Origin of the sequence: Synechococcus sp. CB0101 (assembly GCF_000179235.2) — a bacterium.
Lineage (GTDB): Bacteria > Cyanobacteriota > Cyanobacteriia > PCC-6307 > Cyanobiaceae > Vulcanococcus.
In genome coordinates, this window is the sequence record NZ_CP039373.1 from 1801156 (window position 1) to 1814323 (window position 13168).

Consider the following 13168-nt stretch of genomic DNA (forward strand, 5'->3'; position numbering starts at 1 on the left):
GGTTGCAGATCGCTGCAAGAGCAGTTGCACGGCTCCGCAGGGCTGCCCTTAGACACAAGGGAGATGCCCAGACACCCGTGGTTTCGCTCCGGTTCGCTGCTGTTGCTCTGAGTGCCCTGCCGCTGGCGGTGCCGGTTCAGGCGCAGCCACTCAGCTGCAACGGCACCCTGCTCCAACTGCAGGTGCAGGAGCAGGGCAGTGCCGCCTTCGATCGCTTCAGCTTCAACCTGGGCCTCGAGGCCGAAGCCCCCACTAAGGCCGCGGCGCTCGATCAGCTGAATGCCCGCCTGGCAGCGGTGCGCAAGGCGGTCACGCCCCTGGCCAGTGGCAAGCTCACGATTCCGGCGCCGTCCACCTATCGCAGCGGCGGCGGTAGCGCGGGGCCGCTGCGGGAGCGGGCCAACACCACGGTGTCGGGCACGGTGAGCAAGGCGAATTACAACGCCCTGATCCAGGCGGCTGGCCGGTTGCCCGGCGTGAACCTGCGCGGCTTCACTGCGGAAGCGGCCAGTGGCAGTGAGGCGCAGCTGCGCACGCGGCTGCTGCGGGAGGCGCTGGCTGACGGCCAGCGGCAGGCGCAGGCCACGGCTGATGCGCTGGGTCTGCGGCGGGTGCAGCTCCTGCGCATCGACCAACGCGGCGGCGGTTCGATCCGTCCGATGCCTTACGCGATGGCAGCGCGCAGCAGCTTCAATCCCGATGAAGCTCAGGCTCATCAGAGCAGCGTGAGCCTGGGGTTGGACTACTGCCTGTCTTGAGCGAGTGCTGCGCGCAGCTGCGGTTTCAAGGCGGCAAACGCTCGGCCCCGATGTCCTAGTTCAGCCTTCTGGCTATGGGGCATCTCCGCAAAGGTGAACTTGGCTTCGGGCACGAAGAACACAGGGTCGTAGCCGAAGCCGCCCTCACCGCGAGGGGCCTCGAGGATCGTGCCGGGGCAGATCCCTTCCACTTCCAACACCACCTCTCCCTCTGGACTGGCCAGGGCAAGGGCAGCCGTGAATTGAGCGCTGCGAGCTGAAGGTGTTGTCGCTCCTGCGTCGGCTAACTCCTGCAGCAGCCGTTGGATCCGAGCTGTGTCGGTGTCGGCGTAGCGCGCTGAATGCACCCCGGGGGCGCCGCCGAGGGCATCCACGCTGAGGCCGGAGTCGTCAGCCAGGGCCCAGCAGCCAGTGGCGCGAGCCACGGCTTCCGCTTTGAGCCGGGCGTTCTCGGCAAAGGTGCTGCCGGTTTCCTCCACCTCCAGGCCCTCAGGCTGCGGCTGGGCTTCGAGGCCGAGATCAGCCAGGAGTCGCCCGAATTCGCGCACTTTGCCGGCGTTGCCGCTGGCGATCACCAGGGTGGTCATCAGATCCCCTCCGCCAGTTCGCGGGCCCAGCTGAGTACTTCGGCCACGCGGGCATCGCTGGGGGCTTCGCAGTAGAGGCGCAGTAAGGGCTCGGTGCCGGAGAAGCGCAGCATCAGCCAATGGCTGGGGCCTAAGCGCAGCTTCACGCCATCGGTGGTGATCACCTCCTGCACGGCCGCACCGGCCACCTCGGTAGGTGGTGTAGCGACGAGGAACTGCTCCAGCCGTTGGCGGGTGGCCATGTCGCGCAGGCGTAGATCGAGGCGGTCGTAGGCCGCGGCACCGCCGCAGCGCTGCTGCAGCTCGCTCACCCGCTCGCCCAGGGGTTTGCCGCCTTCCACCAGAGCCTCGATCAGCAACAGCGCCGCGTAGAGCGCATCGCGTTCGGGCAGGTGGCCGCCGAAGCCCACACCGCCTGATTCCTCGCCGCCCACCAGCACCTCGCTGGCCAGCATCTCGGCGGCGATGTATTTGAAGCCCACCGCCTTTTCGATCACCGGACGGCCGAGGTCCTCGGCCACCAGCTGCATCAGATCGGAGCCGCTCACCGTTTTGATCACGCTGCCCGGCAGACCCTTGGCGCGGGCCAGGTGGTCGATGAACAGGGGCATCAGCAGCTGGGTGCTGCAGAAGCGGCCGTGCTCATCCACCGCGGCGATGCGATCGCCATCGCCATCGAACACAATCCCCACCGCTGGCCGCCCGGCCAGGGTGGAGGCACGCACCTCAGCGATCAGCTCCTGCAGGTAAGGAGCCAAGGGTTCGGGGGGATTGCCGCCGAACAGGGGATCGCGGTTGGAGCGGATCTCACGCAGGTGGTCGCTGGTGGCGGCACCCTCCAGCAGGCGGCTGAGGCCACCGGCGGCGGAGCCGTGCATGGGGTCGACGATCACCTGCAGGCCTAGCCGCTCGAGCCCTTCGCTGAGGGCAGCGGTGTTCACCTTCGCCTTCAGGCCCGCTAGGTAGGTGCCCATGGCGTCGAAGCGCAGCGTGTCGCCGGGGATCGGCACGGTGATGCCACCGGCTTCGAGGCGACGCTCCACCCGCTGCGTGAAGTCCCCCTCCACGGAGCCGCCGAAGGGGCCTTTGATCTTCAGCCCCAGCCATTCGGGCGGGTTGTGGCTGGCGGTGATCACCAGAGCCCCCAGGGCCTGACGCTCCACCACCGCCCAGCTGGCGGCGGGGGTGGGGATCGGAGCCTCCGCCAGCACGGGCACCAACTCAGCCCCGCGCACTGCGCTGCAGATGGCTTCAGCCAGTTCCGGTGCGAGGAACCGGCGGTCATAGCCGATCACGATCTCGCGGCTGTTCAGGCCCTCCGGCGCTGAAAACTCCAGCTCGCGCGCGGCGGCTGCTGCCACCGGCAGGAGTCGCTCCACGGTGATGTCCACCCCGAGGATGCCGCGCCAGCCATCGGTGCCGAAGGCGATCGGGCTGGCCTGCAGGGGCAGGGGCTCAGAAGCAGACATCGGGGCAGGAGCACAGGGCGTTACCGGTGGTGCTAGCAGCCGGCCTGCCCCCCTGCGGGCATCCAGGTGCCGGCAGGCCAGACGGCCACCTAGCGTGAGCCCCGTGGTCACTGAGATCCCGCTCAACGACCGGCTGCTGCGCAGCTGGCTGCGCTGCAAGCGCCGCGCCTGGCTGGATCAGTTCGGCGACCCGGATCAACGCCTCTGGACGGCCCATCGCGAGCTGCAGCTTGATGAGCAGCGCCGCAGTTTTTCAACGCTTTTCCCGCAGAAGCCTCAGCGCGGGGAAGCGGCGGCAGCCGCGGGAGCACCGGCTGTGGTGGGGCTGCGGTTGCGTGGCCAGGCGGGGGGATTGGCAGTCGAGGCGCACCCTCCCCTGCTGCAGCGGGTGAAGGGCCGGAGCCGTTGGGGTGAGCACGCCTACCGGCCCGTGATCTTTCGCCAAGGGCGCCGCACCACGCGCGAGCACCGTGTGGTGTTGGCGCTCTGGGGCCGGCTGTTGGAAGGGGAGCAGCAGGCGCCTGTTGCCAACGGGTTGGTGCTCAGTGGAGCGGGTCGGGGCTTGGAGAAGGAAACGCTTGCCCTCAGCGGCAGCCTGCCCCGCCAGCTCGAGGAAGCCCTGGACCGTTTGGCCGGCGATCTAGCCCGCACCGAGCCACCGCCGCTGGTGGCAGATCGCAAGAAATGCGTGCTCTGCAGTTGGCGTGGTGCCTGTGATCAGGTGGCGGCCGCCGAGGGGCATCTCAGCGAGGTGAGCGGTATCGGCGCCAAGCGGCGCGAGATGTTGATCGACCTCGGGGTGGACCGGCTGGAGCGCCTGGCGGCGGCTGAGCCACAGCAGCTGGCCGAGGCACTGCTGGTGCACGGCGAGCAGCACGCCGAGATGGCTGAGCAGCTGGTCACCCAGGCGCGGGTGCAACGCGATGGGGTGCCGCTGCGGCGGGATCCGGGTGCAGCCCTACCGGAGTTGGCCGAGGCGCCGGGGGTGCTGATCTACGACATCGAATCCGACCCCGACGCCCGCGACGATTTCCTGCATGGCTTTGTGCCGCTGCCTCGGGATCCGGGCGGCGGCTGGCCCACGGCTGAAGCGGCCACGGCGGCGCCGTATCACCCGCTGCTGGCACTCCAGGAGCACGGTGAAGCGCGGCTCTGGCAGCGGTTGCAGCGCTTGATGGCTGCCTATCCCGACTGGCCCGTGCTCCATTACGGCGAAACCGAGCTGCTCGCTTTGGTGCGTCTGGCCCAGCGCCAGGGGGTCAAGGAGCGCCAGATCGCAGAGCTGCGCAGCCGACTGATCGATGTGCACCTGCGGCTGCGCCGCCACTGGTGGATGCCCACCAACAGTTATGGCCTCAAGGCCACCGCCAGCTGGCTGGGCTTCCGCTGGCGGCAGCAGGGGGTGGATGGGGCGCGGGCCTTGCTGTGGTGGCGGCGCTGGCGGCTTGGTGGTGATGGCCCCGATGGCCGCGGCTCCCGCCAAAACCTGCGCCGGATCTTCCGCTACAACCACGACGATGCTTTGGCCACTTGGGCGGTGGCCCAGTGGCTGCTGGAGCAGGACGAGGCGGCGCAGCCCTGAGCAGCTTCAGCCCAGGCCGCCCGCACCCACCGGCGGCGCCATGAACCCCGCTGGAACGCTGATCTCCAGCGGCATCTCGCCAGCAAGAAGCTGCGGCTCCTCCAGGGCGCCGCGCCGCACCAGGGCCAGTCCCTCCAGGCCATCGGGCCCGGCCAAGGCCGATGTGATCACGCCAGCCCGCTCGCCAGCCTCTGTGGTGAGGCTGGTGCCAGGGGCACAGGCGGAGACTGCCGCAGAGCCGGCATCGCTGCAGCGCCAATGGCGCAGCTGCTGTTTCACGCCGTCGTAGGTGGCGAGCTTGGCCAGGGTTTCTTGGCCTACATAGCAGCCCTTGTTGAGGCTCACCCAGGGGGCGAGCCCCAGCTCGAAGGGGTTGGTGGTGTCGTTGAGTTCGCTCGGGGCGGCGGGGAATCCCTGGCGCAGCCGTTGCTGTTCCGTGGCCTCGGCGCTGAGCTCCGGCAGGGCTTCTAGCCAGGCTGGCAAAGCCTCACCGGGTTGCTGCAGCCAGGCCGGTTGCTCGGCGCCCGCGCCTAGATCCACGCCAGGGTTCAGCAGCTGCGGGCCAGGCTCACTGGCTGCATCGCCGATCCAGCGCACCAGCGTGGCGGGCTCGAATGCACCCAGCTTCACCCGGTCTGCGGGGAACAACACCCGATCCAGGGCCTGATGCACCGCCGCGCCATCGCCGTCCAGCACCAGCAGATCGGCGCCCGTGTCGTCGAGGCGCACCAGCGCCAGGGCGCGCATGCGGCCGGTGGGGCTGATGAGGCAGGTGGGCAGGCAGGCGCCGCTGGGGGCTAGCTCGATCGCCTGGCTGCTCTGGCCATGCAGGAAGCGCCGGGCATCGGCCCCCTCCAAGCGGATGCAGCTGATCGGGGTGCTCCAGCGGGCTGGGCTGGCGGTGCTCATGAGCGGCTGGCTGCCGATACGGCGGCCACCTCTTCAAGGAGGAACAGGCTTTGCAGCTCCAGGCCTGCAGCGGTCATCGCCTCGAGGCCGCCTTCCTGGCGGTCCACGATCGTGACCACCCGCTTCACTGTGTAACCCGCTTCCCGCAGCTGGTTCACGGCTTTGAGTGATGAGCCGCCGGTGGTCACCACGTCTTCCAACACGGTGATGCAGCTGCCGGGTTCGGGCAGGGGGCCTTCCAGCCAGGCGCCGGTGCCATGGCCTTTGGCCTCCTTGCGCACGATCAGCGCATCGAGGGCGCGGCCGCTCAGGGCTGCTGCCACCGCCACGCCGCTCACCAGGGGATCGGCGCCGAGGGTGAGGCCGGCCACGGCCACGGCATCCGGCTCCACCAGCTCCAACATCTGGGCTGAGAGCAGCGCTAGCCCTTCGCCGCTCAGGCTCACGGGCTTGCAGTTCACGTAGTGATTGCTGGTGCGGCCCGAGGCCAGGGTGAAGGTGCCGTGCCGGTAAGCCCGCTCCGCCAGGAGCCGCAACAGCAGCTGGCGTTGCTCAGTGCTGGCCTGGGGAAGGGGTGGCAGCTGGGTCATGCCTCTGGCGTCAGGCGGTTGAGCTGTCTAGTTTGCGCCCAGCCTGTGTCGCGGGAGATCAATGGGTCGGGGTGGCGGTGTCGCGCTGGCGGTGGTGCCGGCGCTGTTGGCGGGTGCATGGCTGCAGCCTGCGGCGGCCGGGCCAGTGGTGTGCACCACCACCCTTGAAGCGCCTCTGGCGGGATCCGGCTCTGCCGGCATGAATGCCTCCGGGCCGGTGGAGGTGACCCGCTGCGGCCCAGTGGTCACTACCCCGCAACTGGTGGAGCGCCGCTTCTACAGCTACACCTCCCCCTATGCCCGCGGGATCGACATCACCCACCAGATCACCGACATCCTCGGGATCGCCATGGGCGGCGGAGACGGCACCAAGGTGATGGGCTTCGGCTTCCCCGATCAAACGATCGTGTGGGACGGCTCTGCTTTGGAGAACACGTATCAGGTGCTGCTGGAGCAGCAGAGCAACCCGATGCCCTGGCGCACCGCGGATGTGAACAACGGCTTCTGCCAGGGCCTGCCCCAAGGCAGCTGCAATGCCCAGGCTGCTCCTCCGCCCAGCTGGCCGCAACCCGGCTCGCGGGTGATCCGGGGCCTGTGGTAAACCAGCCCAGCGGTTCGCCGCGTGGGGGTCTAGCAATCTGGTGAATGCAGCGGACTCATAATCCGCCTTAGGCGAGTTCGATCCTCGCGACCCCCATTTCTTGAGGCACGGAAAAGCCCCTTAGTGTTACCGGGAATTGTGCTTCAGGCATTCGGCCTGGATGGGTGATGGCAACAGATCTCGCGATCAATGTGCTCCGTGCGTCCAAGGGGCCTGTGGTGCGAGCCGGTGATTTGTTGGGAGTGCTCTATTCCGGGACGTTGGTGAATGGTGAGGGCACCCCGTTTGATGCGAATTACGACTTCGCCGATTTCGCACCGGTGCCGTCGAGGTCGCTGTTCACCTTCATCTTGGGCAGCGGTCAGGTGATCCAGGGCTGGGATCAGGCTCTCGCCGGCCGTCGATTAGGCGAGGTGCTCGACCTCACGATCCCAGCCGACCTGGCCTATGGAAATGCAGGCGCACCGCCTTCGATACCACCTGATGCCCCGCTTCGCTTTCGGGTGGAGCTAGTGGGTGCGATTCCAGATGGTGCGTCCAAGGCGATCTACCCGAGCTACCAAGAGCTTGGGGTTAGCAAAAAAATCGCTGCTCAGGCTGAGAAGCTCGCGATGAAGATGGATGCCCGCAAGATCGGTGCCGGTACCGATGACTCCCTCGCCGGTGGTGAGACGAAAGATCTGCTGATTGGCTTGAGCGGGAATGATGTGCTCGAAGGCGGAGCCCAGGCTGATGTGCTGATTGGTGGGCCAGGTGCCAATCGATATGTGTATTCGGCGTTCACTGATTCCCTTCCGAAGCGCGGCAAACAGGATCAGATCCTTGGTTTTCAGCGCTCGAGCGACAAAGTTGATCTCTCGGCTTTGAGTGATGCCGTTGTCTATATCGGTAAGAAGCCCTTCAGTCGTGAGGCCGGTGAGGTTCGCTTTGCTGCTGGATCCCTCCAGCTGGACGCTGATGGCAATGGTCGCGCTGATCTGGAGATTCTGTTGCCAGGGGTCAACCGATTCAGCGCCAGCAGCTTGTTGTTCTGAGCAGTGCTTGGCTTGAATCACGCTGGCTTCCTGCACGCCACACCCATCTGAACCCGATGCGATTTCTGGCACCGGCGGCCCTGCTGCTCCTGCTGGCCTTCTTCGCTGCCTCGGAATTTGCCCTGATCCGGCTGCGGCCCACCCGGGTGCAATTGCTCGAGGCCGATGGCGAACGTGGGGCGACGGCTGTTGCTCGGCTCCAGCGGCGGTTGCGGCGAGCGTTGGTCACCACGCAACTGGGGATGACCCTGGCCCTGGTGGCCCTGGGTTGGACGGGTCGGGGCCTGGCGGAGCGTTGGGCCACCGGACCCGCCGGTGCCTGGCTGGGGCAGGCCTGGCTCGATGGGGTGCTGTTCCTGGCTCTGGTGGTGCTGGCCACCCTGCTGGGTGGCCTGGTGCCCAAGGCATGGGTGCTGCATCGCCCCGAAGCCAGCGCCCTGCGCCTGGCGCCGGTGCTCGAGGCGGTGATGCGCAGCTTGGGTCCACTGCTGGTGGTGCTCGAGCGCTTGGGCAATGGTCTGCTGCGGCTCCTGGGCTTGCCACGCAATTGGGATGAGCTGGTGCCGGCCCTCTCGGCCGGTGAGCTGGAAACGCTGATCGAATCCAACAGCGTGATCGGCCTGATGCCTGATGAGCGCGACATGCTCGAAGGCCTGTTTTCCCTGCGCGATACCCAGGTGCGGGAGGTGATGGTGCCCCGCTCCGGCATGGTCACCCTGCCGCTCGAGGTGCGCTTTGCGGAACTGATGGAGGCGGTGCACAGCACCCACCACGCCCGCTTCCCCGTGATCGGCAGCTCCCTCGACGATGTGCGCGGTCTGCTCGACCTGCGTCGCCTGGCCGAACCGATCGCCAAAGGACTGCTGCGCAGCGATTCACCCTTAGCGCCCTATGTCACTCCCGTAACGAAGGTGCAGGAGACCACCCCGCTGGCCGAATTGCTGCCCGTGATCCGCAGCGGCGAACCGCTGCTGGTGGTGGTGGATGAGCACGGCGGCACCGAAGGCCTGGTGACCATCTCCGATCTCACCAGCGAGATCGTGGGCGATGAGGAAGATCCCGAAAATCCGGAAGACGATCTCCAGCAGCTCCAGGAGCACAGCTGGCTGGTGGCCGGTGATCTGGAGATCTATGAGCTCAACCGCGAACTGGGCCTGCAGCTGCCCGAATCCGATGAGCACCACACCTTGGCCGGGTTCCTGCTGGAGCGTCTGCAGCACATCCCCGCTCCGGGCGAGAGCCTGCGCTGGAAGGGCCATCAGTTTTTAATCATGGCGATGGATGGCCCGCGTATCGAGCGGGTGGAGATCACCCGCCGGGCTGTGGAGCTGGAACTTGAGGAAAGCTGATCGGCGGCGGCCCGTGGCGGAGCCCGTTGATCGTCGATAATCGCTGCGTCAGATCGCCAGCGCCATGAAGCCGGTTCGCGTTGGAGTGATCGGAATCGGAAACATGGGCTGGCACCACGCCCGGGTGCTCAGCCTGCTCCGCGATGCCGAGCTGGTGGGTGTGGCCGACCCTGATCCGGATCGCGGCCGGCTGGCCGTTGAGCAGTTCGGCTGCCGCTGGTTCGCCAGCTACGAGGAGATGCTGAGCGAGGTGGAGGCGGTGTGCATCGCCGTGCCCACCCTGCTCCACCACCGCGTGGGCATGGCCTGTTTCAACGCGGGCGTGCACGTGCTGATCGAGAAGCCGATCGCCGCCACCCAGGAGGAGGCCACTGAACTGAGCGCTGCGGCTGATCGGGCCGGCCGGCTGCTGCAGGTGGGCCACATCGAGCGCTTCAACCCCGCCTTCCGCGAGCTCGTGAAGGTGGTGGCGAATGAGGACGTGGTGGTGCTGGAGGCCCGACGCCACAGCCCCAACCCGGACCGCGCCAACGATGTGTCAGTGGTGCTGGATCTGATGATCCACGACATCGACCTAGTGCTCGAAGTGGCCGGTTCCAAGGTGGTGCGCCTCGCCGCCGCCGGTGGCCGCAGCGCCGAAGGCCCGATCGATTACGTGAACGCCACCCTGGGCTTTGCCAATGGCGTGGTGGCGAGCCTCACGGCCAGCAAGATGGCCCACCGCAAGATCCGCAGCCTGTCGGCCCACTGCCGTAGCGCCCTGGTGGAGACCGACTTCCTCAACCGCACCCTTCAGATCCACCGCCGCACTCAGCTGTCGTTCACGGCTGATCACGGTGAGCTGCTCTATCGCAACGACGGCTTTATCGAAGAGGTGAGCACCTCTCCGGTGGATCCGCTGGTGGCGGAGCTGGAGCACTTCCTTCAGTGCGTGCGCGGCCTGGAGCAGCCTGCGGTGGATGGCCCCCAGGCCTCCCGCGCCCTGCTGCTGGCCGACCTGATCGAGCAGTGCGTGGAGCAGCCCACGCTCTGCATGACCCTGGCGGATCCGATCTAGGCCGGCTGCAGTTCCGCCAGTTCCTTCAGGGCCAGCAGTTGCCAGCGGCGGCACTGGGCGGGTGATGAGCGGTAGAAGCTGTCCCAGGCTTCTGCCTTGTGGGTCGGGTAGTCCTCAGGAGCTTGCTCAGGGTGCTGTTGCTGCCAGCCCACCCGCACGGCGTGGCCGACCACCACATCCAGAGCCAGATCGTCGTCGAAGCGCACCTGGGGGTTGGCATCCACGAAGGCAATCAGGGTGACCAACGTTTCGATGCAGAGGCGGCGGTATTCCGGTGCTTCGATCTTGCTGAGCAGGTGTTCCACGTGGGTGGCGAAGTTGCGCTCGCCCGGCGTCTTCTCCTTGAGCAAGGCGCTTTCGAGCCGGTTGCGGCGCTCCAGCTTGTCGCCAATCACGAGGCCGCGGCAGTGGTGCAGCAGTTCCCAGATGCCGGGGTGGAAGTTGCGCGGCACGATCTGCAGCGCGCCCATGCGTTCGCGGTGTTGGAGCCAGCAGCCGCTCTTGGGGAGCTCCTCCAGTGGATCGGGCGCTTCCCAGCGCACCCGGCCGCTCACATGCAGCTGCTCCTTGCGCTGCAGGGCTGCCTTGGCGTGTTCCACATCGCGCAACACCTGTTGCAGGCGGCGGCGGATCGCGTGGGGTGGCTCATCACAGAGGGCCTCGAAGGCTTCGATCGGTGTGAGGTCGCGCTCGCCCGCCAGTTCACTGGTGAGCAACAGCAGCAGTTGGCCAAGCTGCAGGGTGAGGCTGCCGCTGAGCAGGGCCGGTTTCCGCCGGGCCACGCCATCGAGGGCGAGCAGCAGCTCCTGCTGCAACATCCACTCGCGGCCGTCTTCGCCGCTGTAGCGCTGAATCATCGCCGCGATCGCCAGGCTGCCCGTGGGCTGGCTGAGCAAGGACTCGCTGGTGTAGTTGCGGCCTACCACCACCTGCTTCTGGCGCACCAGCAGGTCGGTGAGGGCATCTTCCAGTTGCGGGTGCACCAGACCCAGGGAGCCGGCGCAGCGGCGCACCACGTTCCAATTGGCATCGGCCAGGGCTCGCCGGTAGATCTCCTCCAGCAGCGTCTGCGGTGTGGCACTGCCGCCGGGGCCGCTGAGCTCGGCCTCCAAGCCGAGGCGATGCACCAGCTGCTCGAGCAATTCCGCCTGCTCCGTGAGCGAGTGGCTCTGCCAGAGCCGCTCGGTGAGCGCCTCTACCGCCGACTCCTCCAGTTCCTGTTCCTCCGCAGCGGTGAGCGGTTGCTGCTCCGTGCTGGCTTGCAGCAGAGCGGGCGCGCTTGGCGCTGGACGCGAGCCCTGCGGTGTGGCGTGCTCCGGCAGCTCGGCCCAGCTGGCCTGCTCCATCAGCTCCCGGAGCGGTGCCAGCTGCACCGCCACGCCGTGCATCAGGCCACTGCGCAGCTGCTCGCCGAGGCGCAGGAAGGAATCGGGGTTCCGCTGGAAGGGGCCTTCCTCCACGGGGATGAGCAGCAGCGGTGCACCCACGCCACGCCAATGGCGCTGCAGCTGGCTGATCTCGCTCTCCACCGCATCCACCAGCAGCTCGGGATCGTCGGAGAGGTAATAGGTGCTCTCTTCCAACACCGCCGGCAGAAAGGCCAGCGCTTGGCCGCCCTGGCGATACAGCCGGGCCGTCACCATCGTTTCCATCCGCAGTGGTGGGTGGCCGCTCAGGCCCAGCCGCGCGTTGGCGCCCACGGCCGCCATCCGCTCACCCAGTTCGGCGGAACTGGCGATCGCCACCTCACCCGGGCGGGTCACCGCCAGACCAGCCTGCTCGAGGGCAGCAGCAATGTGCTCGCGTGCCGGCACGAAGCTCACCAGCACCTGATCAGCCCCCAGGCTGCAGCCCAGGCGCCGGCCGCTCGGGTCGAGATCCTCGGGCTGCAGCAGCCCCAGCAACATCAGATCGCCCAACCAGGTGAGGCTCTGGGTCCAGAGCAGCGGCACGTTTTCGTTGGGCACGCGCGCCTGGCTGCCGGGCTGAAGTCGCTCGGCTTCCACCGCTGCTTTGGGCACCACATAGAGCTCCGGCAGGAGCTCCACCCCATCCACATCCACAGCCACTTGGTGCAGCCGCTCACGCCACTGCCAGGCCTCCGTCCAGCGCTCCTCGCAGCAGGCGGTGATCAGCTCATAGGCCAGGAACAGCGGCCACTCGCATTCGATGTGCTCGAACTGGGCCAGCTCCTCGCGCTCGTAGTGGAGCCGGTTGTGGTCTTCCACCACGGTCTGGTGACCGTCGCGGCGGAAGCGCTTGTAGCCGTAGGGCCCGCCCAGCTCGTTGCGGATCTTGCGGCGGGTGCGCTCCACCAGCTCGGGATCCTCCACGGCCCAGGCGGGGTAGCCGATCACCGAGAGGCAGGCCGCATCCACCTCTTTGCTGGCGGATTCCCGCGGCAGCAGGCCGGTGAGGGCGCGGCGCAATCGCACGATCGCGTCGTGGGGGATGTGCAGGCTGCACTGACCGTTGCCATGGGGCCCATAGAGATCGAGCCCTTCGAGGGCTTCCAGCGCCGCCTTCACCAAGCCGATCGAGCTGGCGTTGCGTTCGGGCAGGCCGTGATTGCCCTTGTCGCCCCGCTCCCAGATGCCGTAGTCGCGCACGCGGTAGGCGCGGGCCACGTAATACACCAGGTTTTGGATGAAATCGCGCTCGTGGCTGGTCTGCACCACCACCAGTCCCGAGCGGGTCAGCTGGGCGAGTTGCAGCAGAAAGAGGGCCGTGGCATCGAGCTGCAGATGGCCCCAGCCGTCATCCGGCACCACCGGTTCGCCGCTGCCGGTGTCGTATTTGGCGTGCAGCGCATCGAGCGGCTGCAGGCTGTGCTTGAAGCGCTCCACCTTCGGGGCCTGGCGCAGCATCGCGTTGAGCAGGCCGCGCATCAGCTGCAGCACGCGCTGCTCCAGCTCGAACACCCGGGTGCTTGCGCCGCTCAGGCGGCGGTGAGCCAGCGCCAGGCCCCACACGCACTGGATCGAATATACGCAATCGCGCACCCAGGCATCGCCGTAATTGCCATGCACGGTGTGGGCGGTGCTGGCGGGCAACAGGCCGGTGATCGGGTGCTGGCGCTGGAGCACCACGCGGTTGATCTGGGTATCGAGCTCCTGCAGGCGCTGCCAGGCTTCAGCCGCACTGAGCTGCAGTGGGGCTGCGGGGCTGGCCGTGGGTGCGCTGCTGAGCATCGTGGGCGCGGCGAAACCGGGCTGCAGCCATAGATTCTCTC

At 67.5% G+C, this 13168-nt stretch carries 11 protein-coding genes and 1 tRNA gene; 7 read left to right on the forward strand and 5 right to left on the reverse strand.

Features of this window, described 5'->3' with window-relative positions; translation table 11 throughout:
- The first annotated feature begins 77 nt into the window (after positions 1 to 77).
- A complete protein-coding gene (locus CB0101_RS09615; RefSeq protein WP_010312160.1) occupies positions 78 to 758 on the forward strand; it encodes an SIMPL domain-containing protein in 681 nt (226 codons plus the stop codon).
- On the opposite strand, the gene rdgB is transcribed toward CB0101_RS09615, so the two are convergent.
- The gene (gene rdgB, locus CB0101_RS09620; protein ID WP_010312158.1) at positions 743 to 1345 is read right to left on the reverse strand and encodes an RdgB/HAM1 family non-canonical purine NTP pyrophosphatase; all 603 of its coding nucleotides are present in this window, start codon (positions 1343 to 1345) and stop codon (positions 743 to 745) included. The two genes, CB0101_RS09615 and rdgB, sit on opposite strands and share 16 nt — an antisense overlap.
- Entirely contained in the window at positions 1345 to 2814 is a 1470-nt protein-coding gene (locus CB0101_RS09625) for a phosphomannomutase (protein ID WP_010312156.1), read from the reverse strand. The genes rdgB and CB0101_RS09625 overlap by 1 nt, the downstream gene beginning before the upstream one ends.
- A gap of 103 nt (positions 2815 to 2917) precedes the next feature.
- On the opposite strand from CB0101_RS09625, the gene CB0101_RS09630 reads away from it, so the two are divergent.
- Positions 2918 to 4396, forward strand: a complete 1479-nt coding sequence (locus CB0101_RS09630) for a TM0106 family RecB-like putative nuclease (protein ID WP_010312154.1) — start codon at positions 2918 to 2920, stop codon at positions 4394 to 4396.
- A 6-nt stretch (positions 4397 to 4402) separates the two neighbouring features.
- Here the strand turns inward: CB0101_RS09630 and CB0101_RS09635 are convergent, their stop codons facing one another.
- Together CB0101_RS09635 and pyrE are read right to left on the reverse strand one after the other, a co-directional pair.
- The gene (locus tag CB0101_RS09635; RefSeq protein ID WP_010312152.1) at positions 4403 to 5305 is read right to left on the reverse strand and encodes a folate-binding protein YgfZ; all 903 of its coding nucleotides are present in this window, start codon (positions 5303 to 5305) and stop codon (positions 4403 to 4405) included.
- The gene (gene pyrE, locus CB0101_RS09640; protein WP_010312150.1) at positions 5302 to 5895 is read right to left on the reverse strand and encodes an orotate phosphoribosyltransferase; all 594 of its coding nucleotides are present in this window, start codon (positions 5893 to 5895) and stop codon (positions 5302 to 5304) included. The genes CB0101_RS09635 and pyrE overlap by 4 nt, the downstream gene beginning before the upstream one ends.
- Before the next feature lie 61 nt (positions 5896 to 5956).
- Here pyrE and CB0101_RS09645 point away from each other — a divergent pair, with 61 nt between their 5' ends.
- The 5 genes from CB0101_RS09645 (at position 5957) to CB0101_RS09665 (ending at position 9936) form a co-directional block, all read left to right on the forward strand.
- Positions 5957 to 6496, forward strand: coding sequence for a hypothetical protein (locus tag CB0101_RS09645; RefSeq protein ID WP_010312148.1), 540 nt, complete (start codon positions 5957 to 5959; stop codon positions 6494 to 6496).
- A 23-nt stretch (positions 6497 to 6519) separates the two neighbouring features.
- Positions 6520 to 6592, forward strand: a tRNA-Ile gene (locus tag CB0101_RS09650).
- Positions 6593 to 6663: 71 nt separating this feature from the next.
- Entirely contained in the window at positions 6664 to 7530 is an 867-nt protein-coding gene (locus CB0101_RS09655) for an FKBP-type peptidyl-prolyl cis-trans isomerase (protein WP_010312146.1), read from the forward strand.
- A gap of 56 nt (positions 7531 to 7586) precedes the next feature.
- Complete coding sequence (locus tag CB0101_RS09660) at positions 7587 to 8879, forward strand: hemolysin family protein (protein ID WP_010312144.1); 1293 nt, start codon at positions 7587 to 7589, stop codon at positions 8877 to 8879.
- 64 nt (positions 8880 to 8943) lie between these two features.
- Entirely contained in the window at positions 8944 to 9936 is a 993-nt protein-coding gene (locus CB0101_RS09665) for a Gfo/Idh/MocA family protein (RefSeq protein WP_029553166.1), read from the forward strand.
- On the opposite strand, the gene CB0101_RS09670 is transcribed toward CB0101_RS09665, so the two are convergent.
- The gene (locus CB0101_RS09670; protein ID WP_136644078.1) at positions 9933 to 13127 is read right to left on the reverse strand and encodes a glycoside hydrolase family 15 protein; all 3195 of its coding nucleotides are present in this window, start codon (positions 13125 to 13127) and stop codon (positions 9933 to 9935) included. The genes CB0101_RS09665 and CB0101_RS09670 overlap by 4 nt on opposite strands.
- Positions 13128 to 13168: the final 41 nt, after the last annotated feature.

What these genes read in the sequence shown, in the direction of transcription:
- rdgB (WP_010312158.1), bottom strand. Translation starts at nt 1,345, where the DNA reads ATGACCACCCTGGTGATCGCCAGCGGCAACGCCGGCAAAGTGCGCGAA.
- CB0101_RS09625 (WP_010312156.1), bottom strand. Translation starts at nt 2,814, where the DNA reads ATGTCTGCTTCTGAGCCCCTGCCCCTGCAGGCCAGCCCGATCGCCTTC.
- CB0101_RS09635 (WP_010312152.1), bottom strand. Translation starts at nt 5,305, where the DNA reads ATGAGCACCGCCAGCCCAGCCCGCTGGAGCACCCCGATCAGCTGCATC.
- pyrE (WP_010312150.1), bottom strand. Translation starts at nt 5,895, where the DNA reads ATGACCCAGCTGCCACCCCTTCCCCAGGCCAGCACTGAGCAACGCCAG.
- CB0101_RS09645 (WP_010312148.1), top strand. Translation starts at nt 5,957, where the DNA reads ATGGGTCGGGGTGGCGGTGTCGCGCTGGCGGTGGTGCCGGCGCTGTTG.
- CB0101_RS09655 (WP_010312146.1), top strand. Translation starts at nt 6,664, where the DNA reads ATGGCAACAGATCTCGCGATCAATGTGCTCCGTGCGTCCAAGGGGCCT.
- CB0101_RS09660 (WP_010312144.1), top strand. Translation starts at nt 7,587, where the DNA reads ATGCGATTTCTGGCACCGGCGGCCCTGCTGCTCCTGCTGGCCTTCTTC.
- CB0101_RS09665 (WP_029553166.1), top strand. Translation starts at nt 8,944, where the DNA reads ATGAAGCCGGTTCGCGTTGGAGTGATCGGAATCGGAAACATGGGCTGG.
- CB0101_RS09670 (WP_136644078.1), bottom strand. Translation starts at nt 13,127, where the DNA reads ATGCTCAGCAGCGCACCCACGGCCAGCCCCGCAGCCCCACTGCAGCTC.